35 protein-coding genes and 2 pseudogenes are annotated in these 22,831 nt (G+C 41.4%); 7 read left to right on the top strand and 30 right to left on the bottom strand.

Annotation, left to right across the window (positions count from 1 at the left end; all coding sequences use genetic code 11):
- Positions 1–80 precede the first annotated feature (80 nt).
- Positions 81–1,253 (top strand): acyl-CoA dehydrogenase family protein, encoded by a 1,173-nt coding sequence (locus RMB03_RS12335; protein WP_281836251.1) that lies wholly within the window; start codon positions 81–83, stop codon positions 1,251–1,253.
- 51 nt (positions 1,254–1,304) lie between these two features.
- On the opposite strand, the gene RMB03_RS12330 is transcribed toward RMB03_RS12335, so the two are convergent.
- From RMB03_RS12330 to RMB03_RS12185, 30 genes and pseudogenes are all read right to left on the bottom strand, one after another.
- Complete coding sequence (locus RMB03_RS12330) at positions 1,305–2,795, bottom strand: NAD(P)/FAD-dependent oxidoreductase (RefSeq protein WP_231764541.1); 1,491 nt, start codon at positions 2,793–2,795, stop codon at positions 1,305–1,307.
- 181 nt (positions 2,796–2,976) lie between these two features.
- Entirely contained in the window at positions 2,977–3,354 is a 378-nt protein-coding gene (gene rplQ, locus RMB03_RS12325; RefSeq protein ID WP_311076403.1) for a 50S ribosomal protein L17, read from the bottom strand.
- 18 nt (positions 3,355–3,372) lie between these two features.
- Positions 3,373–4,380, bottom strand: coding sequence for a DNA-directed RNA polymerase subunit alpha (locus RMB03_RS12320; RefSeq protein ID WP_003653641.1), 1,008 nt, complete (start codon positions 4,378–4,380; stop codon positions 3,373–3,375).
- A 17-nt stretch (positions 4,381–4,397) separates the two neighbouring features.
- Positions 4,398–5,024 (bottom strand): 30S ribosomal protein S4, encoded by a 627-nt coding sequence (gene rpsD, locus RMB03_RS12315; protein WP_003653643.1) that lies wholly within the window; start codon positions 5,022–5,024, stop codon positions 4,398–4,400.
- A gap of 12 nt (positions 5,025–5,036) precedes the next feature.
- Complete coding sequence (rpsK, locus tag RMB03_RS12310; protein ID WP_001040166.1) at positions 5,037–5,423, bottom strand: 30S ribosomal protein S11; 387 nt, start codon at positions 5,421–5,423, stop codon at positions 5,037–5,039.
- A gap of 19 nt (positions 5,424–5,442) precedes the next feature.
- The gene (gene rpsM / locus RMB03_RS12305; RefSeq protein ID WP_004789609.1) at positions 5,443–5,799 is read right to left on the bottom strand and encodes a 30S ribosomal protein S13; all 357 of its coding nucleotides are present in this window, start codon (positions 5,797–5,799) and stop codon (positions 5,443–5,445) included.
- A 105-nt stretch (positions 5,800–5,904) separates the two neighbouring features.
- Positions 5,905–6,021, bottom strand: a complete 117-nt coding sequence (gene rpmJ / locus RMB03_RS12300) for a 50S ribosomal protein L36 (protein WP_000867907.1) — start codon at positions 6,019–6,021, stop codon at positions 5,905–5,907.
- Positions 6,022–6,041: 20 nt separating this feature from the next.
- On the bottom strand, positions 6,042–7,361 hold the full coding sequence (gene secY, locus RMB03_RS12295; RefSeq protein ID WP_281836318.1) for a preprotein translocase subunit SecY: 1,320 nt from the start codon (positions 7,359–7,361) through the stop codon (positions 6,042–6,044).
- 45 nt (positions 7,362–7,406) lie between these two features.
- Complete coding sequence (gene rplO / locus RMB03_RS12290; RefSeq protein WP_003653650.1) at positions 7,407–7,847, bottom strand: 50S ribosomal protein L15; 441 nt, start codon at positions 7,845–7,847, stop codon at positions 7,407–7,409.
- Positions 7,848–7,850: 3 nt separating this feature from the next.
- Positions 7,851–8,027 (bottom strand): 50S ribosomal protein L30, encoded by a 177-nt coding sequence (gene rpmD, locus RMB03_RS12285; RefSeq protein WP_003653652.1) that lies wholly within the window; start codon positions 8,025–8,027, stop codon positions 7,851–7,853.
- 6 nt (positions 8,028–8,033) lie between these two features.
- Entirely contained in the window at positions 8,034–8,531 is a 498-nt protein-coding gene (rpsE, locus tag RMB03_RS12280; protein WP_003653653.1) for a 30S ribosomal protein S5, read from the bottom strand.
- A gap of 2 nt (positions 8,532–8,533) precedes the next feature.
- A complete protein-coding gene (gene rplR, locus RMB03_RS12275; RefSeq protein WP_003653654.1) occupies positions 8,534–8,884 on the bottom strand; it encodes a 50S ribosomal protein L18 in 351 nt (116 codons plus the stop codon).
- Between the two features lie 14 nt (positions 8,885–8,898).
- A complete protein-coding gene (gene rplF, locus RMB03_RS12270) occupies positions 8,899–9,432 on the bottom strand; it encodes a 50S ribosomal protein L6 (RefSeq protein ID WP_003653655.1) in 534 nt (177 codons plus the stop codon).
- A 13-nt stretch (positions 9,433–9,445) separates the two neighbouring features.
- Positions 9,446–9,841: a 30S ribosomal protein S8 gene (gene rpsH / locus RMB03_RS12265; RefSeq protein ID WP_003653656.1), complete on the bottom strand. Its 396-nt coding sequence runs from the start codon at positions 9,839–9,841 to the stop codon at positions 9,446–9,448.
- A gap of 11 nt (positions 9,842–9,852) precedes the next feature.
- Entirely contained in the window at positions 9,853–10,158 is a 306-nt protein-coding gene (gene rpsN / locus RMB03_RS12260; RefSeq protein WP_003653657.1) for a 30S ribosomal protein S14, read from the bottom strand.
- Positions 10,159–10,167: 9 nt separating this feature from the next.
- Positions 10,168–10,704, bottom strand: coding sequence for a 50S ribosomal protein L5 (gene rplE / locus RMB03_RS12255; protein ID WP_003653658.1), 537 nt, complete (start codon positions 10,702–10,704; stop codon positions 10,168–10,170).
- Between the two features lie 15 nt (positions 10,705–10,719).
- Positions 10,720–11,037 (bottom strand): 50S ribosomal protein L24, encoded by a 318-nt coding sequence (rplX, locus tag RMB03_RS12250; protein ID WP_002116820.1) that lies wholly within the window; start codon positions 11,035–11,037, stop codon positions 10,720–10,722.
- A 9-nt stretch (positions 11,038–11,046) separates the two neighbouring features.
- The gene (rplN, locus tag RMB03_RS12245) at positions 11,047–11,415 is read right to left on the bottom strand and encodes a 50S ribosomal protein L14 (RefSeq protein WP_001982634.1); all 369 of its coding nucleotides are present in this window, start codon (positions 11,413–11,415) and stop codon (positions 11,047–11,049) included.
- Positions 11,416–11,507: 92 nt separating this feature from the next.
- On the bottom strand, positions 11,508–11,765 hold the full coding sequence (rpsQ, locus tag RMB03_RS12240; protein WP_001291845.1) for a 30S ribosomal protein S17: 258 nt from the start codon (positions 11,763–11,765) through the stop codon (positions 11,508–11,510).
- Entirely contained in the window at positions 11,762–11,959 is a 198-nt protein-coding gene (gene rpmC, locus RMB03_RS12235) for a 50S ribosomal protein L29 (RefSeq protein ID WP_000849928.1), read from the bottom strand. The genes rpsQ and rpmC overlap by 4 nt, the downstream gene beginning before the upstream one ends.
- On the bottom strand, positions 11,959–12,372 hold the full coding sequence (gene rplP / locus RMB03_RS12230; protein ID WP_002049688.1) for a 50S ribosomal protein L16: 414 nt from the start codon (positions 12,370–12,372) through the stop codon (positions 11,959–11,961). Before rplP ends, rpmC begins: the two co-directional genes overlap by 1 nt.
- Positions 12,312–13,128 (bottom strand): annotated as a pseudogene (gene rpsC, locus RMB03_RS12225) (30S ribosomal protein S3). Before rpsC ends, rplP begins: the two are co-directional and overlap by 61 nt.
- A 1-nt stretch (position 13,129) precedes the next feature.
- Entirely contained in the window at positions 13,130–13,459 is a 330-nt protein-coding gene (gene rplV / locus RMB03_RS12220; RefSeq protein ID WP_004639524.1) for a 50S ribosomal protein L22, read from the bottom strand.
- Between the two features lie 11 nt (positions 13,460–13,470).
- On the bottom strand, positions 13,471–13,746 hold the full coding sequence (gene rpsS / locus RMB03_RS12215; protein ID WP_001138119.1) for a 30S ribosomal protein S19: 276 nt from the start codon (positions 13,744–13,746) through the stop codon (positions 13,471–13,473).
- 13 nt (positions 13,747–13,759) lie between these two features.
- Positions 13,760–14,584 carry a 50S ribosomal protein L2 gene (gene rplB / locus RMB03_RS12210; protein ID WP_004789629.1) on the bottom strand — a complete coding sequence of 275 codons (825 nt, stop codon included), beginning with the start codon at positions 14,582–14,584 and terminating at the stop codon, positions 13,760–13,762.
- A gap of 11 nt (positions 14,585–14,595) precedes the next feature.
- On the bottom strand, positions 14,596–14,916 hold the full coding sequence (gene rplW / locus RMB03_RS12205; RefSeq protein ID WP_003653662.1) for a 50S ribosomal protein L23: 321 nt from the start codon (positions 14,914–14,916) through the stop codon (positions 14,596–14,598).
- Positions 14,913–15,515 (bottom strand): 50S ribosomal protein L4, encoded by a 603-nt coding sequence (gene rplD, locus RMB03_RS12200; RefSeq protein ID WP_003653663.1) that lies wholly within the window; start codon positions 15,513–15,515, stop codon positions 14,913–14,915. Before rplD ends, rplW begins: the two co-directional genes overlap by 4 nt.
- Positions 15,516–15,526: 11 nt before the next feature.
- A complete protein-coding gene (gene rplC / locus RMB03_RS12195) occupies positions 15,527–16,165 on the bottom strand; it encodes a 50S ribosomal protein L3 (protein ID WP_004639526.1) in 639 nt (212 codons plus the stop codon).
- Between the two features lie 58 nt (positions 16,166–16,223).
- The gene (rpsJ, locus tag RMB03_RS12190; RefSeq protein ID WP_000070912.1) at positions 16,224–16,535 is read right to left on the bottom strand and encodes a 30S ribosomal protein S10; all 312 of its coding nucleotides are present in this window, start codon (positions 16,533–16,535) and stop codon (positions 16,224–16,226) included.
- 252 nt (positions 16,536–16,787) lie between these two features.
- The gene (locus RMB03_RS12185; protein ID WP_005038489.1) at positions 16,788–17,516 is read right to left on the bottom strand and encodes a type 1 glutamine amidotransferase; all 729 of its coding nucleotides are present in this window, start codon (positions 17,514–17,516) and stop codon (positions 16,788–16,790) included.
- Between the two features lie 168 nt (positions 17,517–17,684).
- Here RMB03_RS12185 and RMB03_RS12180 point away from each other — a divergent pair, with 168 nt between their 5' ends.
- The 6 genes and pseudogenes from RMB03_RS12180 (at position 17,685) to yihA (ending at position 22,776) form a co-directional block, all read left to right on the top strand.
- Positions 17,685–18,875, top strand: coding sequence for a PLP-dependent transferase (locus RMB03_RS12180; RefSeq protein ID WP_311076390.1), 1,191 nt, complete (start codon positions 17,685–17,687; stop codon positions 18,873–18,875).
- Positions 18,876–18,918: 43 nt separating this feature from the next.
- Positions 18,919–20,466: a helicase HerA-like domain-containing protein gene (locus RMB03_RS12175; RefSeq protein WP_311076387.1), complete on the top strand. Its 1,548-nt coding sequence runs from the start codon at positions 18,919–18,921 to the stop codon at positions 20,464–20,466.
- Positions 20,456–20,607, top strand: a pseudogene (locus RMB03_RS21080) (hypothetical protein). Before RMB03_RS12175 ends, RMB03_RS21080 begins: the two are co-directional and overlap by 11 nt.
- A gap of 2 nt (positions 20,608–20,609) precedes the next feature.
- Positions 20,610–21,374, top strand: coding sequence for a globin domain-containing protein (locus RMB03_RS12170; protein WP_056482620.1), 765 nt, complete (start codon positions 20,610–20,612; stop codon positions 21,372–21,374).
- Between the two features lie 87 nt (positions 21,375–21,461).
- A complete protein-coding gene (locus RMB03_RS12165; RefSeq protein ID WP_004639536.1) occupies positions 21,462–21,899 on the top strand; it encodes an Rrf2 family transcriptional regulator in 438 nt (145 codons plus the stop codon).
- A gap of 100 nt (positions 21,900–21,999) precedes the next feature.
- The gene (yihA, locus tag RMB03_RS12160; protein WP_003653671.1) at positions 22,000–22,776 is read left to right on the top strand and encodes a ribosome biogenesis GTP-binding protein YihA/YsxC; all 777 of its coding nucleotides are present in this window, start codon (positions 22,000–22,002) and stop codon (positions 22,774–22,776) included.
- Positions 22,777–22,831: the final 55 nt, after the last annotated feature.

Here is a 22,831-nt window from a genome sequence, read left to right as displayed (position 1 = left end):
ATTCATCACATTGTTACATAAGCAAGGCTTCCGTATGTTTAAGTTCATAACATCACACCTGAACCAAGGAAGAAACACAAATGCAATCTGGTGCTATCCGTCCCATTCCAAATATGTTACCAAGAAAACTATTTAACGAAGAACATGAGGCATTCCGCGAAACAGTTCGTAAATTCTATGAAAAAGAAGTTGTTCCCAATATTGAAAAATATGAAAAACAGCAACATGTTGATCGAGACCTTTGGAATAAGGCCGGAGAATTAGGCCTATTGTGTACCACAATGCCAGAACAATACGGTGGGTCTGGAGTAGACCGCTTGTACAGTATGATCTTAATCGAAGAACAAGCTTATGCTATGGACTCTAGTACGGGCTTTTCTTTGCATTCGGATATTGTTGCCAATTATGTGAACAACTTTGGTAATGAAGAACAAAAACAAAAGTGGCTACCGAAGATGGCAACAGGAGAAGTGGTCACAGCTATTGCCATGACTGAGCCAGGCACTGGTTCTGATTTACAAGCAGTAAGAACTACAGCCGTTCTTGATGGTGATGATTACGTCATTAATGGTTCCAAGATTTTCATCACTAATGGCTACTTATGTGACATGGTCGTAGTGGTTTGTAAAACTGGTAATAACGACAAAGGTTCAGCAAACTTATCACTCATTATTGTTGAAGCAGACCGAGCTGGTTTTAGCAAAGGTAAGCCTCTGAATAAAATTGGAATGAAAGGCCAAGATACCTGCGAATTGTTTTTCGATAATGTTCGTGTTCCCAAAGAAAATCTTTTAGGTATGGAAGGCATGGGCTTTATTATGCTCATGAAAGAGTTAGCTTGGGAACGAATGCTAGTTGCGATTATTTGTCAGGCAGGAGCTGAAGCGGCATTTGCACATACCGTTCAATACACGAAAGACCGTAAAGCGTTTGGTAAACCAATTAGTGCATTTCAAAATACGCGTTTTAAACTTGCTGAACTCAGAACAGAAATAGATTTCTGCCGTACCTATTTAGATCGTTGTATGGAATTACAACTTGAGGAAAAATTGAGTGTGGAAGCTGCCGCAGCTGCTAAATATAAAATTTCAGACATGTTCTCAAAAATTGTAGATGAGTGTCTTCAATTGCATGGTGGTTATGGCTATATGCTTGAATATCCAATTGCACGTGCATACATTGATCATCGAGCAAATCGAATTTATGCAGGTACCAATGAAATCATGAAAGAGTTAATTTCAAGAACACTTTAATACCTTCATAAGAAAAGGGGCATTATGCCCCTTTTCTTTATCTAATATCTATTAAGATACTAATTTTGGCTTACGCTCATTAGCTTCTGAACGTTTATGAAAATGTAGAACGCCATCTTCAAATTTTGAATTTTTCAGCGACTTTCTATCTTCTAAATAGTTATTAGTCACTTGCCATGGAGCATGCTTACCCTGTTTTGGAAGTTCATGTGCCGCACGGCTAATATAACCTGAAGACAATTTACCCATTACAGTATCTTCTTCCATTTCAGTTTTATCACCAGATGGGATCACTTCATCATAGTGATTTTTATCCATATAATTTAACAAGCGACAAATATATTCCGCAGCGATATCAACTTTAAGGGTCCACGATGCATTTACATAACCAATAATCATAGCCATGTTTGGTACATCACTTAACATCACACCGTTATAAAGCATATGCTCAGATGAATTAATTGCTTTCCCATCAATAGTCGCCTGAACACCACCCATAATCTGAACTTGTAAGCCTGTTGCAGAAACAATAATATCAGCATCAAGGTGTTTACCAGATTTAAGTAGAATACCTTTTTCGGTAAATTTCTCAATTTGATCAGTTTCTACGCTTGCTTTACCTTCACGCAAAATTTTAAACAAATCGCCATCAGGTACCACACACAAACGTTGATCCCAAGGATTATATGAAGGTGTAAAATGCTTCATATCTACCTTACCCTTCAACTGCACTTCAATTGCTTTTAAGAGTAAACGACGTACAGTCTTTGGATGTTTCTGCGATAATGCATAAATAGCGCGCTGCATACCAATATTACGTGCGCGGGTAAATTTATAAGCTGTTTCTTCAGACATAAATTTACGCGTTTTTTCATAAACGAAATCGATAGACGGTACACTAGCAATATACGTTGGTGAACGCTGCAACATAGTGACATGACCAGCGCCACCTTTAGCCATTGCCGGTACTAAAGTAATTGCAGTTGCGCCACTACCAATAATAACGACTTTTTTACCTGTGTAATCTAAGTTTTCAGGCCAATGCTGTGGGTGAATGAGTTGCCCTTTAAATGCTTCTTGATTTGGGAAAGAAGGAGCATATCCCTGATCATAATTATAATAACCGGTACACCCTACAACAAAATTAGCAATCCAAGTCTGTTGTTTTTTCTTACCATCTTCAATTACAACCTGCCATTTCTTTGATTCAGAATCATAATTAGCAGAAAGCACACGATGACCAAAGTGAATTTTTTCTTTTAATTTATATTCATCAATTACTTCGCCTAAATACCCTTTAATAGAAGCACCATCAGCTAATACATTCGCTTTACACCATGGTTTAAAATTAAAACCAAATGTGGACATATCTGAGTCTGAGCGAATGCCTGGATAACGGAAAAGATCCCATGTTCCACCAAAAGATTCACGACGCTCTAAAATTTCAAATTGGCGTTGTGGAGAATTTTTTGATAGATGGGCAGCAATTCCAATTCCTGAGATACCTGCGCCAATGATTAAAATATCAACTTGCTTTTCCATTTTATTTTTATACCCATTGTTGAGAATATAAGTTTATTAAAGCACAATTTTGACAATACACAATGTCAAGTTTGACCGTTTATCCGTTTTTTTATGTCACTTGGGGACATTTTTATAATTTTATTAATTAACAAAAATAAAAAAGACCGGTATAAAACCGGTCTTTTTTGAATAAAATCAATTATTCAGTTGAAGTGTTCACTTCACGATCTACAAGCTCAACGTAAGCCATCGGTGCTGCATCACCAGCACGGAAGCCCGCTTTAAGAACACGTAGATAACCGCCGTTACGTTCTTTGTAACGAGGGCCGAGTACGGTAAATAATTTACCTACAGTTGCAGCATTACGAGTACGAGCAAATGCTAAACGACGATTTGCTACAGTATCGTTTTTTGCTAGAGTGATTAAAGGCTCAGCAACACGACGTAATTCTTTAGCTTTAGGCACAGTTGTTTTGATCAACTCGTGTTCAAATAAAGAATTAGCCAAGTTTTGGAACATCGCTTTACGATGGCTGCTTGTACGGCCTAATTTCACACCACTATTACGATGACGCATGGTGATAGTCCTACTTAATTAACGGCTACGATAGGCAAAACGGTCGTCCATACGAAGACTAGCTGGTGGCCAGTTTTCAAGACGCATACCGAGTTGTAAGCCTTTCGATGCCAAAACATCTTTGATCTCTGTTAACGATTTTTTACCAAGGTTAGGAGTTTTTAACAACTCAACTTCAGTACGTTGAACAAGATCACCAATGTAGTAAATATTTTCTGCTTTCAAACAGTTAGCAGAACGAACAGTAAGCTCTAGATCATCTACTGGGCGAAGCAAGATTGGGTCAACTTCTTCACGAGGCTCTTGAGCAACTGGAGTTTGGTCTTTCTGAAGATCAACAAAAATTGCAATTTGTTGTTGCAAGATTGTTGCCGCTTTGCGGATTGCTTCTTCAGGATCAACCGTTCCATTTGTCTCGAGGTCGATTACCAGTTTATCTAAATCGGTACGTTGTTCTACACGCGCATTTTCAACGGTGTAAGAAACACGCTTAATCGGGCTATAAGAAGCATCTAATTGCAAACGACCAACAGGACGTGTTTCACCTTCAGGGAAACGAGAATCAGATGTTTCATAACCACGACCTTGAGCAACCTTCAAGCGCATTTTTAATGAGCCTGAAGCACTCAAAGTACCTATTAAATGTTCTGGATTAACCACTTCAACATTATGAGGTAAACGAAGATCAGCAGCAGTAATTTCGCCAGGACCTTGTTTCTCTAATGTTAAATATGCTTCATTTTGATCGAACAGCTTAATAGACAATCCTTTTAGGTTCAGCAAGAGCTCGACGATGTCCTGCTGCAAGCCTTCTAAAGTACTGTACTCGTGCTCGACACCTTCTATCTCAACTTCAACCACAGCAGCGCCAGGTAAAGAAGACAATAGAATGCGACGTAAAGCATTCCCTAGAGTGTGGCCAAAACCACGCTCTAAAGGTTCTAGAATCACTTTTGCCGAGGTCCCGCTAACCGCTTCGACCTTGATCGCTTGCGGAGTTAGAAACTCGTTTGCAGTACGCGTCATTATTGCTACCTCAAGGATTATTTAGAATACAATTCTACAATCAAGCTTTCATTGATTTCAGCAGGTAAATCAGCACGATCTGGTGCAGCTTTAAACGTACCTTCAAGCTTAGAATGATCAACATCCATCCAAGCTGGAATACCACGTTGTGCAGCTAACTCAATCGCGTTTTTAATACGCAATTGTTGTTTAGCACCTTCGTGAACCGCAATTACATCACCAGCTTTAACTTGAATAGATGCGATGTTTACACGACGACCATTCAAAGTAATGCTACGGTGACTTACTAACTGACGAGCTTCTGCACGTGTAGAACCAAAACCCATGCGATAAACAACGTTATCAAGACGGCTTTCAAGCAATTTCAACAAGTTCTCACCTGTTGCGCCTTTAACACGAGCTGCTTCTTTATAGTAGTTACTAAATTGACGTTCTAACACACCGTAAATACGACGGACTTTTTGTTTTTCACGTAATTGTAGTGAATACTCAGATTGCTTACCACCGCGTGCCTGACCATGTTGACCAGGTGCTTTGTTAGCTTTTTTAGTTTTGACGTCAAATGGTTTAACGCCAGATTTAAGTTGCAGGTCTGTCCCTTCGCGGCGAGAGAGTTTGCATTTTGGACCAATATAACGAGCCATGAATGTTTCTCCTTACACGCGACGTTTTTTAGGTGGACGGCAACCGTTGTGAGGAATTGGCGTCACATCGGTAATGCTGTTAATTTTATAACCCACTGCGCCTAATGCACGAACCGCAGACTCACGACCTGGACCAGGACCTTTTACAAGGACATCCAGATTTTTCAAACCGTAATCTAAAGCTGCTTTACCAGCAACTTCAGCAGCTACCTGAGCAGCAAACGGAGTTGATTTACGTGAACCACGGAAGCCTTGTCCACCAGAGGTGGCCCAAGCCAATGCATTACCTTGACGATCAGTAATCGTAACAATGGTGTTATTAAAAGACGCGTGAATGTGTGCAACACCTTCAGAGACGGTACGAGTGACCTTCTTGCGTGTGCGAGTATCTTTAGCCATCTTTTAGCTTCCAGAAATCTTACTTTTTAATCGGTTTGCGCGGACCTTTACGGGTACGTGCGTTAGTTTTGGTGCGTTGACCACGGACAGGCAAGCTGCGACGATGGCGAAGGCCGCGATAGCAACCCAAATCCATTAAACGTTTAATGTTCATGGAAATTTCGCGACGCAAGTCACCTTCGGTAGGAACCTTAGCAACTTCTGCACGAATCGCATCAAGCTGAGCATCGTCCAACTCACGGATCTTAGTAGTTTCAGTAATACCAACTGTAGCTAAGATATTCTTAGCAGTATGGCGACCGACACCAAAGATGTAAGTGAGGGAGATAACAGCATGCTTGTTATCCGGAATGTTTACACCGGCAATACGAGCCATTCACTTTCTCCAAAAAGGCAGTAGAGATAATCAACCGCCCCACAAAATCTTGAGGGGCGGATATTAACCCAATTCGCCTACTGAAATCAACAGGTCTTGATTAGATTAACCTTGACGCTGCTTATGACGAGGTTCTGCGCTACAAATTACGCGAATAACCCCATTACGACGGATAACTTTACAGCTACCACAAATTTTCTTTACAGAAGCTTGTACTTTCATGATGAAACCTCTAAGTGCGCTTATCCCTTAGGATGAGCAGTCGTTTTTCTCATTAATGTTTGATTATCATATTGATGAGATGTTAAGTGCGCTTGTAGCTGAGCCATAAAGTCCATAACAACGACAACTACGATTAGTAATGATGTACCACCCAAAGAGAATGGGATCCCAAAAGAACTTTGTAGAATCATTGGCATTAAACAAATGACCGTAATATAAATCGCACCAATAAACGTCAAACGATTAAGAATATGATCTAAGTAACGAGCAGTTTGCTCACCTGGGCGAATACCAGGCACATAAGCTCCGCTGCGTTTTAGATTTTCTGATACTTCCTTAGGGCTAAATACTAAAGCCGTATAAAAGTAACAGAAAAAGATAATTAACGCACCAAAGAGCACCAAATACAAAGGCTGTCCAGGCGACAATACTAAAGCTAAATCTTGTAAGCTACGCTTAATTAATCCAGCATTTGCATCTGCACTTCCTACCCATTGACCAAGACTCGCTGGGAACAATAGTAAAGAACTTGCAAAAATCGCAGGAATCACACCAGCCATATTAATTTTCAATGGCAAATGTGTCTGCTGTGCTGTAAATATACGACGACCTTGCTGCTTTTGTGCATAGTTTACTGGAATACGACGTTGTGCTTTTTCAATAAACACAATGGCAGCCAACACACCTAAAGACAAAAGACCAAAGATTACAAGACCAATTAAGCTTGTCTGACCATTATCTACCGATGAAACTGATTGCATAATTAAGTTAGGCAAACCAGAAACAATACCAGCAAAAATAATCATTGAGATACCGTTACCAATACCTCTTTCAGTGATTTGTTCACCTAGCCACATTAAGAACATAGTTCCAGCGACAAGTGATGTAACTGCTGGTATATAAAACTCAAGACCAACTGACAGAGTAATACCCTGACCAATCAAACCTGCGCACATACCAACTGCCTGAACCACTGCAAGCAATAATGTACCCTGACGCGTATATTGATTAATTTTACGCTTACCTTGCTCACCTTCCTTTTTCAAGGCTTCTAGTGAAGGAATTACCGTAGACATTAACTGCACAATAATTGATGCAGAAATGTAAGGCATAATCCCTAAAGCAAGAATAGACATTCGCTCTAAAGCACCGCCAGAAAACATATTGAATAGCCCAAGAATAGTTCCTTGGTTCGCATGAAATAAATTTTCTAACGCAGCATTATTAATGCCTGGTACTGGAATATGCGCTCCTAGTCGAAAGACCAGCAATGCACCGATTAGAAAACTCATCCGGCGAATAATTTCACGATATTTCACGTGAAATGGCTGACCTTTCATCATGTTGACATGACCTGAAGAACTAGGAGACATAGACACTCGAGATTACTCCTCGACTTTGCCGCCAGCTGCTTCAATCGCAGCTTTAGCGCCTTTAGTCAATGCAACACCTTGAACAGTGAATGCACGAGTGATTTCACCAGAAAGTACGATACGAGCACGAATTTGGTCACGACGAACAACATTCGCAGCTTTCAAAGTTTCTAGGCTAACGATGTCGCCTTCAACCTTGCTTAACTCAGATAAACGTACTTCAGCAGTTTTTAAAGCGATTTGGCTAGTGAAACCGAATTTAGGTAAACGACGATAAATCGCTGTTTGACCGCCTTCAAAGCCTGGACGAACGCCACCACTTTTACGTGATTTTTGACCTTTGACACCACGGCCACCGGTCTTACCAACGCCAGAACCGATACCACGGCCTAAACGACGGTTTTCACGTTTTGCACCTTCTGCAGGCGCAAGCTCATTTAAACGCAGAGTCATGGCTTATTCCTCTACACTAACCATATAGTAGACTTTGTTGACCATACCGCGGTTAGAAGGCGTATCTTGCACTTCTACAGTATGACCAATACGACGCAGACCTAAACCTTGTAAGCAAAGCTTGTGATTTTTCAAGCGATGTGAAGAAGATTTAGTCTGGGTAACTTTAATCGTTTTCATGATTGATTACCCTTGAATTTCTGCTACTGATTTACCACGTTTCGCAGCGACTTTCTCAGGAGAAGTCATATCACGCAAACCTTTGAAAGTTGCGTTTACTACGTTAGCAGCATTAGTAGAACCATAACATTTAGCAAGTACGTTATGCACGCCTGCAGCTTCTAGAACGGCACGCATTGCGCCACCAGCGATTACGCCAGTACCTTCAGAAGCAGGTTGCATGTATACACGGCTTGCACCATGACGAGCATTCACAGGGTGTTGTAAAGTAGTACCTGCAAGGTCTACAGTAATCATGTTGCGACGTGCAGCTTCAAGTGCTTTAGAAATAGCAGCTGGAACTTCACGCGCTTTACCACGACCAAAACCAACACGACCATTACCATCACCCACAACAGTTAATGCTGTGAAAGAGAAGATACGACCGCCCTTAACAACTTTGGCTACACGATCAACGGCAACCAGCTTTTCAACAAGACCTTCGTTTTGTTCAACTTTAGCCATGATTAGAACTCCAAGCCGTTTTCACGAGCAGCATCAGCCAAGGCTTTGATACGACCATGATATTTAAAACCAGAACGGTCAAATGCAACTTTAGTTACACCAGCTGCTTTCGCGCGCTCTGCGATTAAAGCACCTACTTTAGTAGCCGCATCTACATTACCTGTAGTACCGCTACGTAAAGATGCATCCAAAGTTGAAGCTTGAGCTAAAACTTTGCCACCATCTGCTGAAATAACTTGAGCATAGATGTGACGCGGAGTGCGGTTTACACACAAACGAGTCGCACCCAATGCACGGATGTGCAAGCGTGTGCTTTTCGCACGACGCAAACGGGTTTGTTTCTTTTCGTTCATAAGAACCTCGCGCCTTATTTCTTCTTAGCTTCTTTACGAAGAATGACTTCATCCGAATAACGAACACCTTTACCTTTATATGGTTCAGGAGAACGATACGCACGGATTTCTGCCGCTACTTGACCTAACAACTGCTTGTTTGCTGATTTCAAAATGATTTCAGTTGCAGTTGGAGTTTCCGCTGTTACACTTTCAGGTAAAGCGTAGTCAATTGGGTGTGAAAAACCAAGGTTAAGGTTTACAACAGTACCCTTAACCGCAGCTTTATAACCAACACCAACTAGCTGCAACTTACGTTCGAAGCCTTCACTAACCCCTTTTACAAGGTTATTCAATACAGCGCGAGCAGTACCAGCTTGCATCCAAGCATCTTTCGATTCTTTAACTGGAGCAAGTTGAAGTTTACCTTCTTCCTGTTTTAGCTCGACCAGCGCATGCAGGTTGAAAGACAACGTACCTTTGCTGCCTTTCACTTCGACCTGCCGGCCGTTCTGAGTAACTGTTACACCATTTGGTACAGTTACTGGGGCTTTAGCCACACGAGACATGAGGAATCACCTATTAAGAAACAAAAGCAATAACTTCACCACCAACGCCCGCAGCACGTGCAGCGCGATCAGTCATGATGCCTTTGCTTGTAGAAACAATTGCAATACCTAAACCTTGCTTAACGCTTGGAAGTTTATCTTTACCGCGGTATTGGCGAAGACCTGGACGGCTTACGCGCTTAACCACTTCGATAACTGGCTTGCCTTCGAAATATTTTAAAGTAATTGTCAAAGTAGATTTTGTCTCTTCTTGAGCAACTTCTACATTTGAAACATAACCTTCTTGTTGAAGAACGTTTGCAATTGCAACTTTCAACTTAGAAGAAGGCATAGAAACAGTTTGTTTCTTAGCCATTTGTGCGTTACGAACACGTGTTAGCATGTCGGCAACGGTATCTTGCATACTCATTTAGTCGCTCCTTACCAGCTTGCCTTAACAACGCCTGGTACATCACCCTGCATTACTGTGTCACGTAATTTGTTACGGCTTAAACCGAACTTACGGAAGTAACCATGAGGACGACCAGTTAAACCACAACGGTTACGAAGACGTACCGGAGATGCATTACGTGGCAATGCTTGTAACTTTAACGTCGCTTCGAAACGCTCTTCTTCAGTTGCGTTTACATTTGCAATTGTAGCTTTTAATTCAGCACGTTTTGCAGCGTATTTAGCAACTGTTTTTTCGCGTTTCAATTCGCGATTAATCATACCTTTCTTAGCCATATCGACCTCTTATTTGAACGGGAAGCCGAATGCACGCATAAGCGCACGGCCTTCGTCATCGGTGCGAGCAGTCGTAGTAATAGTAATATCCATACCACGAATACGATCAATCTTATCGAAATCGATTTCAGGGAAAACGATTTGCTCTTTCAAACCCATTGAATAGTTACCACGACCATCAAATGATTTCGAAGAGAAACCACGGAAGTCACGGATACGAGGGATTGCGATTGAGATCAAACGATCCAAGAATTCGTACATTTGGTCGCCACGTAAAGTAACTTTACAACCAATCGGCCACCCATCACGGATTTTAAAACCTGCGATAGATTTACGAGCAAGTGTAATTACTGGTTTTTGACCAGCAATTAATTGCATGTCGACTACAGCGCCATCTAATAATTTCTTATCAGTTGCAGCTGCGCCTACACCCATGTTTAGGGTGATTTTTGTGATGCGTGGAATTTCCATCACGTTCTTAACGCTAAGTTCTTCTTTTAACTTGGCTTTAAGTTCATCATTGTAACGTGCTTTAAGTCTGGCCATCGCCTTTTCAACCTATTACTTCGCTACCGCCACTGATTCACCATTTGATTTATAAACGCGAGTTTTCACGCCATCAATCACTTGGTAACCAACACGGTCAGCCTTCTGGGTTGTAGCATTTAAAATTGCCACGTTTGAAATATGAAGCGAAGCTTCTTGAGTAACAATACCGCCTTCAGCGCCAGTTACACGATTCGGCTTTTGATGCTTCTTCACTAAGTTAAGGCCTTCAACCTTAACGCGGTCTTCAGAAACAGACAATACAGTACCCTGTTTGCCTTTTTCTTTACCTGCGATCACAATAACTTGATCGCCTTTTTTAATCTTAGCCATGATTGCCTCTTATAGAACTTCAGGAGCCAATGAAATGATTTTCATGAACTGTTCAGTACGAAGTTCACGAGTCACTGGTCCGAAGATACGAGTAGCAATCGGAGCTTTGTTGTTGTTCAGGATAACTGCAGCATTATCATCAAAACGGATCACAGAACCATCTGGACGACGAATGCCGAATTTAGTACGAACTACAACCGCATTCATCACGTCACCTTTTTTAACACGTGCGCGTGGGATTGCTTCTTTTACAGTAACTTTAATAATGTCGCCAACAGAAGCATAACGACGATGTGAACCACCAAGTACTTTAATACATTGTACGCGGCGAGCACCACTGTTGTCTGCTACGTCGAGCATAGTTTCGGTTTGAATCATTGCCCTACTCCAAAACCGAGCATCACCGGTCACAATTTCGAAAGGCTCAAAGAGTACTCGAAATTGACCGATGATGCAACAAGAACGTCGAATTACTCAGCAGCTGCTTCAACTACTTCCACTAAAGTCCAAGCTTTAGTTTTAGAAATTGGGCGGCTTTCTTTAATGGTCACAACATCACCAATTTTAGCGACGTTATTCTCATCATGAGCGTGTAACTTAGTTGAACGGCGAATTGACTTGCCATACAACGGGTGTTGAACGCGGCGTTCAATAAGAACAACAATAGATTTATCCATTTTGTCACTTACGACTTTGCCGGTTAACGTGCGGACTGTTTTTTCACTCATTGTCCGTTCCCCTGTTTTTCGGTAAGGAGTGTCTTAATACGAGCAATTGTCTTACGAGCAACTTGCACTTCGTGCGATTTACCCAACTGACCAGTTGCTTTCGCCATACGAAGACGGAATTGGTTAAGCTGTTGCTCATCAAGCAAAGCTTTCAACTCTTCTACCGACTTTTCACGTAAATCTTTAGTTTTCATTACATTACCGTCCGAGTCACGATAGTGGTTTTAAACGGAAGTTTAGCAGCAGCTAAAGCAAATGCTTCACGCGCTAATTCTTCGTTCACACCTTCAATTTCGTACAGGATCTTGCCTGGTTGGATCTGGCAAACCCAGTATTCCACGCTACCCTTACCTTTACCCATACGCACTTCAAGAGGCTTTTGAGTAATTGGCTTATCCGGGAATACGCGAATAAAGATTTTACCACCACGCTTAATACGGCGGCTAATAGTACGACGTGCAGCTTCAATCTGACGCGCAGTCATACGACCACGTTCAGTTGCTTTAATTGCAATCGAACCAAATGATACTGTACTACCACGATGCGCTAGACCAGTATTACGGCCTTTGTGCACCTTACGGAATTTGGTACGTTTAGGTTGCAACATGGATTATTCTCCCTTGTCAGCAGCACGGTCACCGCGACGACCACGACGCTCTTGACCTTCACCACGACCACGACCACGTTTAGCTGGACGATCTTCAGCAGGAGCAGGGTTCATGACTTGTTTCATGCCACCTAAAATCTCGCCACGGAAAATCCAAACTTTAACACCAATCGTACCGTAAGTTGTTTCTGCACGCACAGTTGCATAGTCAATGTCTGCACGCAATGTATGCAAAGGTACACGACCTTCACGATACCATTCAGTACGAGCAATCTCTGCACCACCTAAACGGCCAGACACTTCAACTTTGATACCTTTAGCACCAGCACGCATAGTGTTTTGAACCGCACGCTTCATAGCACGACGGAACATTACACGCTTTTCTAATTGAGAAGCAATTGCTTCAGCAACTAAACGCGCATCTAAGTCTGGGCGATCAATTTCGTTGATACTTACTTGCGCAGGAACACCCATAATGCTAGTAAGTTCGCGCTGTAATTTCTCAATATCTTCGCCTTTTTTACCGATTACGATACCAGGACGAGCTGTGCTAATTGTTACTTTAGCAGCGCCTGATGGACGTTCGATAAGAATGTTGCTGATCATCGCATTCTTAAGTTTTTTATTTAAAAACTCACGAACTTGAAGATCTTTAAGCAAGTATTCAGCGTATTGTTTCGGACTCGCATACCAGTTAGCGTTATGACGTTTCACAACACCTAGGCGGATACCGATTGGATGAACCTTCTGACCCATATCAAACCCCTACCTTAACGGTGATGTGACAAGTACGCTTAGTAATACGATCTGCACGGCCTTTAGCACGTGGCATAATACGTTTAAGGCTAACGCCTTCATCAACGTAAATCGTAGAAACTTTAAGATCATCAACATCTAAACTGTTATTGTGTTCAGCGTTTGCAATCGCAGATTCCAATGCTTTTTTTACTAAAACAGCAGCTTTTTTATTGCTGAAGTTTAAAATATTTAAAGCATGCGCAACAGATTTGCCGCGAATAAGATCTGCAACCAAACGTGCCTTTTGTGCCGAGATAGCGGCACCGCGTAATTTAGCAGTTACTTCCATCATGACACCTATTAACGTTTAGACTTCTTGTCAACACCGTGACCACGATAGGTACGAGTTGGCGCGAATTCACCGAGTTTATGACCAACCATATGCTCAGTAACAATTACTGGAACGTGATTACGACCATTATGAACAGAAATTGTTAAACCAACAAAATCTGGAAGGATCATCGAACGACGAGACCAAGTTTTAATCGGCTTGCGAGAGTTACTAGCAACAGCCGCTTCAACCTTAGCGAACAAGTGCGCATCGACGAATGGGCCTTTTTTCAGAGAACGAGGCATTAGTCAGATTCCTTTACTTGACGCGACGGTCGCGAATAATCATCTTAGTCGTACGCTTATTGGTACGTGTCTTGTACCCTTTAGCTTTTTGACCCCATGGGCTTACAGGTTGAATACCTTTATTACGCCCTTCACCACCACCGTGCGGGTGATCAACTGGGTTCATCGCCATACCACGCACGGTAGGACGAACACCACGCCAGCGCGCAGCACCAGCTTTACCCAATGAACGAAGGTTGTTTTCTTGGTTAGAAACTTCACCAATTACAGCGCGGCATTCAACATGAATTTTACGCATTTCGCCTGAACGAAGACGAACAATTGCGTAAGAACCATCACGACCCAACAACTGAACAGAAGCACCAGCAGAACGCGCTAATTGCGCACCCTTACCAATTTTAAGTTCAACGTTATGAAGTGTAGAACCGATCGGCATGTTACGAAGTGGCAAGCAGTTACCTGGACGAATTGGAGCATCGTTACCAGATTGTACTTTATCGCCAGCACGTAAGCCTTTAGGTGCAATGATATAACGACGTTCACCATCAGCATATTTCAACAAAGCAATATGTGCTGTACGGTTAGGATCGTATTCAATGCGCTCTACAACAGCTGGGATGCTGTCTTTATTACGCTTAAAGTCAACGATACGATAGTGTTGCTTATGACCACCACCAACGTGACGAGTTGTAATGTGACCGTTATTATTACGACCACCAGTACGTTTTTTTGCTTCAACCAACGGTGAGTAAGGCGCGCCTTTGTGAAGGTGATCATGAACCACTTTCTCTACAAAGCGACGTCCTGGAGACGTTGGCTTACATTTTTGAATCGGCATAATTTTCGTCCTTATTCCGCTGCGCTTTCAGCGGTATCGCCCAAGTCAGCCATTTCAACATCTTGGCCGGCTTTCAGGGTGACGTATGCTTTTTTAACATCAGAACGACGTCCCAATGTTTTACCAAAGCGCTTAGTTTTACCTTTAGTAATAGTAGTGTTAACTTTAACAACTTCTACGCCAAAAAGTTTTTCAACTGCTTTTTTAACTTCAAGTTTAGTAGCATTAATATCCACTTTAAATACTTGAACGCCAACAGTATCACCTAAAACTTGTGCCTTTTCTGAGAAGACTGGTCCTTTAAGGACTTGATAGATACGTTCGTTGTTCATCCGAGTTCTACCTCAATTTTCTTAGCAGCAGCTACAGACATAACAACTTTATCAAACGCGATCAAGCTTACAGGATCGATTGCAGTTGCATCCACCACATCTACATGCGGAAGGTTGCGTGCTGCAAGATATAAGTTCTCATCTACAGCTTCAGTAACGATCAATGCACGAGCGGCATTTAAATCGCCAAGCTTAGCAAGCAATTCTTTAGTTTTTGGAGCTGCAATAGCAAACTCTTCAACTAATACAAGACGATCTTGGCGAACAAGTTCAGCTAAGATACATTGCATTGCACCGCGGTACATTTTGCGGTTTACTTTTTGAGACCAATCTTGTGGACGAGCAGCAAAAGTTTTACCACCACCAACCCAGATAGGGCTACGAGTAGAACCCGCACGAGCACGACCAGTACCTTTTTGACGGAATGGTTTTTTACCACCGCCAGAAACGTCTGCACGTGACTTCTGAGCACGAGTACCTTGACGACCACCTGCTAAATAAGCAGTAACAACTTGGTGTACAAGAGCTTCGTTAAATTCACGTCCGAAAGCAACTTCAGACAATTCAACAGCAGAGCCGGAAACAGTTTTCAAATTCACGGTATTTCCCCTCAGGCCTTGATGGTAGGACGTACAATCACGTCACCGCCAGTTGAACCAGGAATTGCACCTTTAACAACTAAAACAGAACGTTCAGCGTCAATAGATACGATTTCAAGACCTTGTACTGTTACGCGTTCATCACCTAAGTGACCAGCCATTTTTTTGCCTTTGAACACGCGACCAGGAGTTTGGTTTTGACCTGTAGAACCTAATACACGGTGAGAAACTGAGTTACCGTGAGTAGCGTCTTGGGTACGGAAGTTCCAACGCTTAACACCACCTTGGAAACCTTTACCTTTTGATTGACCAGTTACGTCAACAACTTGACCAACTGTGAACAAATCAACACCAATAGTACCGCCAACTTCACGACCTTCAAGCTCAGCTTCAGTAACACGGAACTCTTTAACCAAACGACCAGCAGCAACACCAGCTTTCGCAAAGTGACCTTTCTGAGCGTTAGTTACGCGAGATTCGCGACGTTCACCAGTAGTTACTTGAACAGCTTGATAACCATCAGTTTCAAGTGTTTTGATTTGCGTAATGCGGTTTGGATCGACTTCGATGACTGTAACAGGTACAGAAACACCTGCATCTGTAAAGATGCGAGTCATACCACATTTGCGACCGACTAAACCAATAGCCATGTGCATAAACCTCTAAAAAAGCGGCCTAATTAACTTAAAAGTTAATCAACCGAAAGCCTTAACCCAAAGCGATCTGAACATCAACACCAGCCGCAAGATCTAATTTCATCAATGCATCAACAGTTTTATCTGTAGGTTGAACGATGTCGATCAAACGTTTGTAGGTGCGGATTTCGTACTGGTCACGCGCATCTTTGTTAACGTGCGGTGAAGTAAGAACGTTGAAGCGTTCGATGCGAGTAGGCATCGGAATTGGACCACAAACTTGTGCGCCAGTACGCTTAGCGGTTTCTACGATCTCTTGAGCAGATTGATCAATCAGACGATGATCAAAAGACTTCAAACGGATACGAATTCTCTGGTTAGACATACCAGTAAACTCCAAGCCAAACATATAAAGAATCACCCTTGACGCATCTCACCCATTGGTAAGTGTCAAAGGCAGTGAAAATCACTAAGGTCATGATCGATGCCACGACTGTAATGCACATTTACCACTTTCTTCGCAGTAAATGCCCCTCCTATTGAGGGTCGCTCATTATAACGATTGTTTAAGTCTTATGCAATTCTCTTTTTCTATTTTCTCCACAAAACCTGCTTTGATCGAGCATTCAGAGTTCATCTAGGCATTTATTACAAACTCAATAGCTTTATTTAGGAGTTGATTACCTTGCTCAAATTTTTGTGCTTCTGAATACTGTAGTTCACGCGTAGATTGAACATATTCTCCGTCAAAAATAGACAACTCCTCTTCATCTTCAAGTAAGAGCGCTAAAGCTGCTGGTGTCATCTCTGGATGAAACTGAAAACCAAGCACATTTTTTCCAATCTGATACATCTGATTGCGACAAGCTCTATTCTCCGCCAAGTGTATAGCACCTTTAGGTATTTCAAATGTCTCACTATGCCACTGCATAACATTTATCTTTTCAGGTAACGGAAAACTTTCTTGAGGCAAATTTGCAACTCTCTGGACCGTTGACCAGCCAAGTTCCTGATAGCGATTACGGCTCACCGCTGCACCCAATGCATTAGCAATCAGTTGCCCCCCTAAACAAAGACCAATAGCAGGCTTTCCTGCTGCCAAATAACGGCGCAACCATCTTTTCTCTATCTTTAGCCATGGAAAATTTGCCTCATCATTTACACTCATCGTTCCACCCATGACCAGTAACAAATCAACTTCTTCGATTCTGGGTAAAGCCTCTATTTCAAGTGATCGATCAACCGGAAGTGCAAAGAACTCCGTAGAGCTAATGGTCGCGTGATGGGCTTTTAAAAATGAGTAACAACTTCCAAATCCCTCACCTGCAATGTGTTGAAAATAGTGAACTCGTAAATGCGACTTCATGCGCTTAAACCTATTGTTGTTAGAATGTTGTAGTGGTCTTTGCAAAAATAAAGCCAAGTTTTTATTTTATGGGTCTACTGTAACGAAACGTCTTATAAAACTTCGTAAATCTAGCGAAGAATTTAAATTTCTCTTAATCTAACTTTATTATCTAAAATGCAACGCACTATGAAAAAGCATAACGACTTCCAGACTCGCCTCATTCACGCACCAAGAAAGGCTCCGCAATTTATCGAAACAGTGCAACCACCCTTATTTCGTGCATCCACTATTATTTTTAAATCAACTTCGCACCTTTTTGATCGCCATTGGACTGATGATTACGACTATAGCTATGGGACGCATGGTACCCCCACCACCTTTACCTTAGGCGACAATATTGCACAAATTGAAGGTGGACTGCATTGTTTGCTTGCACCGAGTGGTCTATCAGCAATTAATGTTGTGAACTCAGCATTTTTAAGCACTAATGATGAAGTATGGGTCCCAGACAACATTTATGGACCAAATCTAGAACATTTAAATCATCTACAAAATCAATATGGCGTTATTGTTAAAGTATATAACCCTATTGACGCTTCAAGTTTTCAACCGACTGAAAAAAGTAAACTATTATGGTTAGAGGCTGCGGGTTCAGTTACTCTAGAATTCCCTGATCTTAAAAATCTAGTCAAAAAAGCTAAAAAACATGGTGTATTAACAGCCCTAGATAACACCTGGGGAGCTGGGCTTGCGTTTAATGCTTTTAATTTTTCAGATGAACACCTATCGGTCGACTTAACCGTCCATGCTCTAACCAAATATCCGAGCGGTGGCGGTGACATCTTAATGGGTAGCATTGTAACTCGTGATGATAAACTCCATCATCGCCTCTTCCGTACGCATGCCATTTTAGGTATTGCAGTTTCAGGAGACGATGTGGCTCAAGTCCAACGCAGCCTTGCTCATATGTCTTTACGCTATGAACAACAGTCAGCCAATGCACAAACTTTACTTAAATGGCTAAAAGACCAACCTCACTTTGCACAAGTTCTACATCCAAGTGATGAGACCGCCCCGGGCCATCAATACTGGCAAGAAATCTGCACAAATGGTCAAAGTGCTGGCTTAGTCAGTGTTATTTTCAAACCAGATTATGATATTACCGCAGTACGTCGCTTTTGCGATGCATTAGAGTTATTTAAACTTGGATTTAGTTGGGGAGGACCAGTTAGCCTGATCATGCTTTATGATTTAAAAATGATGAGAAAACTTGAGAATACACATTTACAACAAGGTTTATTAGTTCGCTTCTGTATAGGACTGGAAGATCCGCAAGATTTAATTCAAGATATCGAAAATGCACTGAAACAACTGTAAAAACGACAACATTATAGTGGCTCGAACCAAAGGATAAAAATATATGGGTACACCGATTGTTATTGCTAAAAATCTGAATGACACATCAAAAGAAATTGTTTTGCTTTCTCAGTTTGCTAACCGCCATGGCCTGATTGCAGGTGCAACAGGTACAGGTAAAACAGTTACTTTAAAAGTTCTAGCAGAAAGTTTCTCTCGAATCGGCGTTCCTGTATTTCTTGCCGATGCCAAAGGCGATGTTTCGAGTCTCGCAAAATCAGGTGAGGCTTCAGATAAGTTTAATGAACGTCTAAAACTATTACAGATTGATAGTGTTCCTTTTGCTGCTAACCCTGTCGTTTTCTGGGATCTATTCGGCCAACAAGGCCACCCTATTCGTACTACTATTTCTGAGATTGGGCCAATTTTATTGGCTCGTATGCTCAATTTAAATGATACTCAAGAAGGTGTATTAGCTGCAGTTTTTCGAATTGCGGATGATCAGGGCCTACTGTTAGTAGACTTTAAAGACCTAAAAGCCATGATCACCTTCGTTAGTGAGCACGCAGCAGAGTTTAAAGCAGAATATGGCAATTTATCTCCAGCTAGCTTAGGCGCTATTCAGCGTAACTTACTTGCTCTTGCCGACCAAGGTGGAGAACAATTTTTTGGTGAGCCAGCTTTAAACATTCTGGACTTTATACAAACCGATGCAAATGGACATGGTTATATCAATATTCTTGCTGCTGACAAGCTCATGAATACGCCTAAGCTATATGCCACTTTCTTGTTATGGATGCTTTCGGAGTTATTTGAACAGCTTCCAGAAGTTGGCGATATGGACAAACCAAAACTCGTGTTTTTCTTTGATGAGGCTCACTTATTATTTGACAATGCCAGTCAAGCATTACAAGAAAAGATTGAGCAAGTTGTACGCTTAATTCGCTCTAAAGGTATTGGCATCTATTTTATTACTCAAAATCCACTCGATTTACCAGAAAGTGTTCTCGGTCAGCTTGGCAATCGTATTCAACATGCACTACGTGCATTTACCCCTAAAGATCAAAAAGCAGTAAAAACCGCAGCAGATACTTTCCGTGCCAATCCAAACTTTAAAGTTGATGAAGCCATTACCGAACTGGCTGTTGGTGAGGCGCTAATTAGTTGTCTTGATGAGCAAGGTACGCCACAAATTGTAGAACGTGGCTGGGTGATGCCTCCTTACTCTGCTTTTACACCAATCACTCCAGAAGAGCGTCAAACTCTAATCTCAAAAAGTATTATTGCTGGTATTTATGAACAAGCTGTAGATCGTGATAGCGCTTATGAAATGCTACAAAATAAAGTCGCTGAACGTGAGCAACAGCAACAAAATACTGAACTAGCTAAACAACAAGAAAAAGAGCAAGAAACCCTAGCAAAGCAGCAATCAAAGGAACAAGAACGATTAGCACGTGAACAGCAAAAAGAAGAAGAACGAGCAGCACGTGAACGAGCCAAGCTTACGCAAGATATTGTGGGTACTTTTGCAAAAAGTGCCGCACGCAGTCTAGGGGGAAGTACAGGTCAAAAATTAGTAAGGGGCCTGCTTGGTTCACTATTTGGCAAATAACTTTCTTCGATATATCAGTTTTAAATTAGGGAATTTTATATTCCCTAATTTTTTTATGGTTTTTATAAAAAATCTATTGCGATAGTTTTTTTAAAGATGTATTTTAAATACATCTTATATAGCCAGATAAATAAGGTCTAGCCATGACTCCACAACAAATCGAACTCGTTAAATCTACAGTACCTGTTTTACGTGAACACGGCGTTACGCTGACCACATACTTTTATAAGCGTATGCTTAATAACAATCCCGAATTAAAAAATGTTTTTAACTTGGATGACCAAACTAGCTTACGTCAACCTCGTGCTCTTGCAGCTGCCGTTCTTGCATATGCAGAAAATATTGAGAACCCTACTGTTTTAGCGAAAGCAGTTGAGCGTATTACGACTAAACATGTGAGCTTAGATATTCAACCAGACCAATATGCAATTGTTGGCGACAACTTACTTCATTCAATTAGTGAAGTACTCAACGTGCCATTTGAATCAGAACTGATTGAGGCGTGGAAACAGGCTTATTTACAATTGGCAGATATTCTAATTGGCGTTGAAAAACAAAAATATGAACAACTTAAAAACTTAAATGGTGGATGGGCTGGATGGCGTTCATTTGAAATTACTCAAATTGATCCTCTTGAATCTGGCAAACGTTTCACCTTAAAAGCAACTGACCATGAAGATGTACTTAGCGGACCTGCAAATGCTTTTATTTCGGTTAAAGTACAAGTTCCAGATGAGCAGCTTGAACAACCGAAAGCTTTTAAATTTACAGAAGCTCAGGAAAACAACTCATATCATTTTGAAGTTCAGCCTGAAGAAAACCATACAGAGTTCTCAGTAGCGAACATCTTGCTTGAACATTATAGAGTTGGCGATCAAGTTCAAGTTTCAGCGCCTTTAACGCTCTAATATAAAAACCTCTTGCCTGAAAGTTTTCTTATTTAGACTTTCAGGCTAAGATGATCATCCTTTTAATCTCTTCCATTTTTGGTGATCATGCAGCTTAATAAATTTACCGATTATGCATTACGACTATTAATGTATGTTGCACGCCCAAGTGATGCACCCTACACGATTGCAGAAATCGCGAAAGATTTGCATGTTTCACAAAACCATCTGGTTAAAGTTGTTCACTTCATGGGTAAGCAGGAATGGATTATTACCATTCGTGGAAAAGGCGGTGGAATTCGCTTAAATCCAGATGCACTTAACTCAAATTTAGGTTCAATTGTTCGAATATTACAGGGTGACAATCAAATCGTTGAATGCAATACGCCACCTTGTGTATTGCGAAGTCACTGTGGTTTAAAAGGTATTCTTGACCAAGCTTTAGAAAGCTTTTACCAAAGTCTAGACCAATACACGCTTGGAGAGGTTTTGCAACAGTCAAAGTCTGCCCCACCTGACTCTCCTATTGCCTTTTTACAAATCTGACTTCTATTGATTTTCATAAGTAGATTTATTGAAAATTAGCAAGAATAACCAAGCTCCTTTATACTAGGCACGAGCCCTCTCATCTAAAAAGTTATTTTTTATGCGTCGTAGTGAAAAATCGAAAGACACCAAAGCCAGACTCGCACCCAAGCAAAAGATCAGCTATGAAAAAGCACCAGATCCGGCGATCACAGCCTATGCTGTGCAATCACTAAACTGGTTACGCCAAGCTGAGTTTCTAATGAGTGCACCTAAATTGGCACTTTGTGTTGAAGATAGCGGCTACGAGATTGCTTTTGCAGGGCGCTCAAATGCTGGTAAGTCGAGTGCGATTAATGCATTAACCAATCAGAAACAACTTGCCCGCGCTTCTAAAAAGCCAGGCCGTACCCAGATGATTAACTTTTTTAGTCTAGGTAACCCTGATCAACGCTTGGTCGACCTTCCTGGTTACGGTTATGCAGCGGTTCCCGAAGATATGAAACGGGTGTGGCAAAAAGAGTTAGAAAACTATCTGATCCATCGCCAAAGCTTACAAGGCTTAGTATTACTTATGGATATTCGCCATCCTCTACAGCATTTCGACATGATGATGCTAGAGTGGGCTTATTCACGTCATCTCTTTGTTCATATTCTATTAACAAAAGCAGACAAACTTAATCGCGGTCCTGCAAATAAAGTTCTACTAGAAGTTAAGCAACAGCTGAAAAAAATGAAGCTTGATTTTTCTATTCAGCTTTTCTCTTCACTTAACAAAATAGGCTTAGAAGAGCTAGCAAGTGTTATGGCAGGGCGTTTACATTTCACACTGGATCAACAGCCAGAATTTGATGTCGATTCAATCCCTGAAGCGACAGATGAGGATGCTGAAAGCTAAATTATCCTTACAGATACAATTTTTTCATTAAATTTATACTCAATTGTCCCCTATT

Origin of the sequence: Acinetobacter sp. V91_7, assembly GCF_031799075.1 — a bacterium.
GTDB classification, from domain to species: domain Bacteria; phylum Pseudomonadota; class Gammaproteobacteria; order Pseudomonadales; family Moraxellaceae; genus Acinetobacter; species Acinetobacter calcoaceticus.
Note: the sequence above shows the minus strand (reverse complement) of the source record. Positions and strands in the feature narration are given on the sequence as shown.

Excerpts from the sequence above, each read along its gene's own strand:
- rplN (WP_001982634.1), bottom strand. The coding sequence starts at position 11,415 with ATGATTCAAACCGAAACTATGCTCGACGTAGCAGACAACAGTGGTGCT.
- rplR (WP_003653654.1), bottom strand. The coding sequence starts at position 8,884 with ATGAACGAAAAGAAACAAACCCGTTTGCGTCGTGCGAAAAGCACACGC.
- RMB03_RS12185 (WP_005038489.1), bottom strand. The coding sequence starts at position 17,516 with ATGAAGTCGCATTTACGAGTTCACTATTTTCAACACATTGCAGGTGAG.
- rpmJ (WP_000867907.1), bottom strand. The coding sequence starts at position 6,021 with ATGAAAGTACAAGCTTCTGTAAAGAAAATTTGTGGTAGCTGTAAAGTT.
- RMB03_RS12320 (WP_003653641.1), bottom strand. The coding sequence starts at position 4,380 with ATGACGCGTACTGCAAACGAGTTTCTAACTCCGCAAGCGATCAAGGTC.
- secY (WP_281836318.1), bottom strand. The coding sequence starts at position 7,361 with ATGAAAGGTCAGCCATTTCACGTGAAATATCGTGAAATTATTCGCCGG.
- rpsS (WP_001138119.1), bottom strand. The coding sequence starts at position 13,746 with ATGCCTCGTTCTCTGAAAAAAGGCCCATTCGTCGATGCGCACTTGTTC.
- rpsK (WP_001040166.1), bottom strand. The coding sequence starts at position 5,423 with ATGGCTAAAGATACTCGCACACGCAAGAAGGTCACTCGTACCGTCTCT.
- rplO (WP_003653650.1), bottom strand. The coding sequence starts at position 7,847 with ATGACTCTGCGTTTAAATGAGCTTGCGCCTGCAGAAGGTGCAAAACGT.
- rpsJ (WP_000070912.1), bottom strand. The coding sequence starts at position 16,535 with ATGTCTAACCAGAGAATTCGTATCCGTTTGAAGTCTTTTGATCATCGT.
- rpsQ (WP_001291845.1), bottom strand. The coding sequence starts at position 11,765 with ATGAGTGAAAAAACAGTCCGCACGTTAACCGGCAAAGTCGTAAGTGAC.
- rplQ (WP_311076403.1), bottom strand. The coding sequence starts at position 3,354 with ATGCGTCATCGTAATAGTGGTGTGAAATTAGGCCGTACAAGCAGCCAT.
- rpsH (WP_003653656.1), bottom strand. The coding sequence starts at position 9,841 with ATGAGTATGCAAGATACCGTTGCCGACATGCTAACACGTGTTCGTAAC.
- rplE (WP_003653658.1), bottom strand. The coding sequence starts at position 10,704 with ATGGCCAGACTTAAAGCACGTTACAATGATGAACTTAAAGCCAAGTTA.
- RMB03_RS12165 (WP_004639536.1), top strand. The coding sequence starts at position 21,462 with ATGCAGCTTAATAAATTTACCGATTATGCATTACGACTATTAATGTAT.
- yihA (WP_003653671.1), top strand. The coding sequence starts at position 22,000 with ATGCGTCGTAGTGAAAAATCGAAAGACACCAAAGCCAGACTCGCACCC.
- RMB03_RS12335 (WP_281836251.1), top strand. The coding sequence starts at position 81 with ATGCAATCTGGTGCTATCCGTCCCATTCCAAATATGTTACCAAGAAAA.
- rpsM (WP_004789609.1), bottom strand. The coding sequence starts at position 5,799 with ATGGCTCGTATTGCCGGTGTAAACATTCCGGATAACAAGCATGCTGTT.
- rplW (WP_003653662.1), bottom strand. The coding sequence starts at position 14,916 with ATGAACAACGAACGTATCTATCAAGTCCTTAAAGGACCAGTCTTCTCA.
- rplP (WP_002049688.1), bottom strand. The coding sequence starts at position 12,372 with ATGTTGCAACCTAAACGTACCAAATTCCGTAAGGTGCACAAAGGCCGT.
- rpsE (WP_003653653.1), bottom strand. The coding sequence starts at position 8,531 with ATGGCTAAAGTTGAACAAAACGAAGGTCTTGTTGAAAAGCTGGTTGCC.
- rplC (WP_004639526.1), bottom strand. The coding sequence starts at position 16,165 with ATGGCTATTGGTTTAGTCGGTCGCAAATGTGGTATGACTCGCATCTTT.
- rpsD (WP_003653643.1), bottom strand. The coding sequence starts at position 5,024 with ATGGCTCGTTATATTGGTCCAAAATGCAAACTCTCTCGCCGCGAAGGG.
- rplV (WP_004639524.1), bottom strand. The coding sequence starts at position 13,459 with ATGGAAGTAACTGCTAAATTACGCGGTGCCGCTATCTCGGCACAAAAG.
- rpmD (WP_003653652.1), bottom strand. The coding sequence starts at position 8,027 with ATGAAAACGATTAAAGTTACCCAGACTAAATCTTCTTCACATCGCTTG.
- rplX (WP_002116820.1), bottom strand. The coding sequence starts at position 11,037 with ATGGCTAAGATTAAAAAAGGCGATCAAGTTATTGTGATCGCAGGTAAA.
- rpsN (WP_003653657.1), bottom strand. The coding sequence starts at position 10,158 with ATGGCTAAGAAAGGTATGATTAATCGCGAATTGAAACGCGAAAAAACA.
- RMB03_RS12175 (WP_311076387.1), top strand. The coding sequence starts at position 18,919 with ATGGGTACACCGATTGTTATTGCTAAAAATCTGAATGACACATCAAAA.
- rplF (WP_003653655.1), bottom strand. The coding sequence starts at position 9,432 with ATGTCTCGTGTGGCTAAAGCCCCAGTAACTGTACCAAATGGTGTAACA.
- rplB (WP_004789629.1), bottom strand. The coding sequence starts at position 14,584 with ATGCCGATTCAAAAATGTAAGCCAACGTCTCCAGGACGTCGCTTTGTA.
- RMB03_RS12330 (WP_231764541.1), bottom strand. The coding sequence starts at position 2,795 with ATGGAAAAGCAAGTTGATATTTTAATCATTGGCGCAGGTATCTCAGGA.
- rpmC (WP_000849928.1), bottom strand. The coding sequence starts at position 11,959 with ATGAAAACTAAAGATTTACGTGAAAAGTCGGTAGAAGAGTTGAAAGCT.
- RMB03_RS12180 (WP_311076390.1), top strand. The coding sequence starts at position 17,685 with ATGAAAAAGCATAACGACTTCCAGACTCGCCTCATTCACGCACCAAGA.
- RMB03_RS12170 (WP_056482620.1), top strand. The coding sequence starts at position 20,610 with ATGACTCCACAACAAATCGAACTCGTTAAATCTACAGTACCTGTTTTA.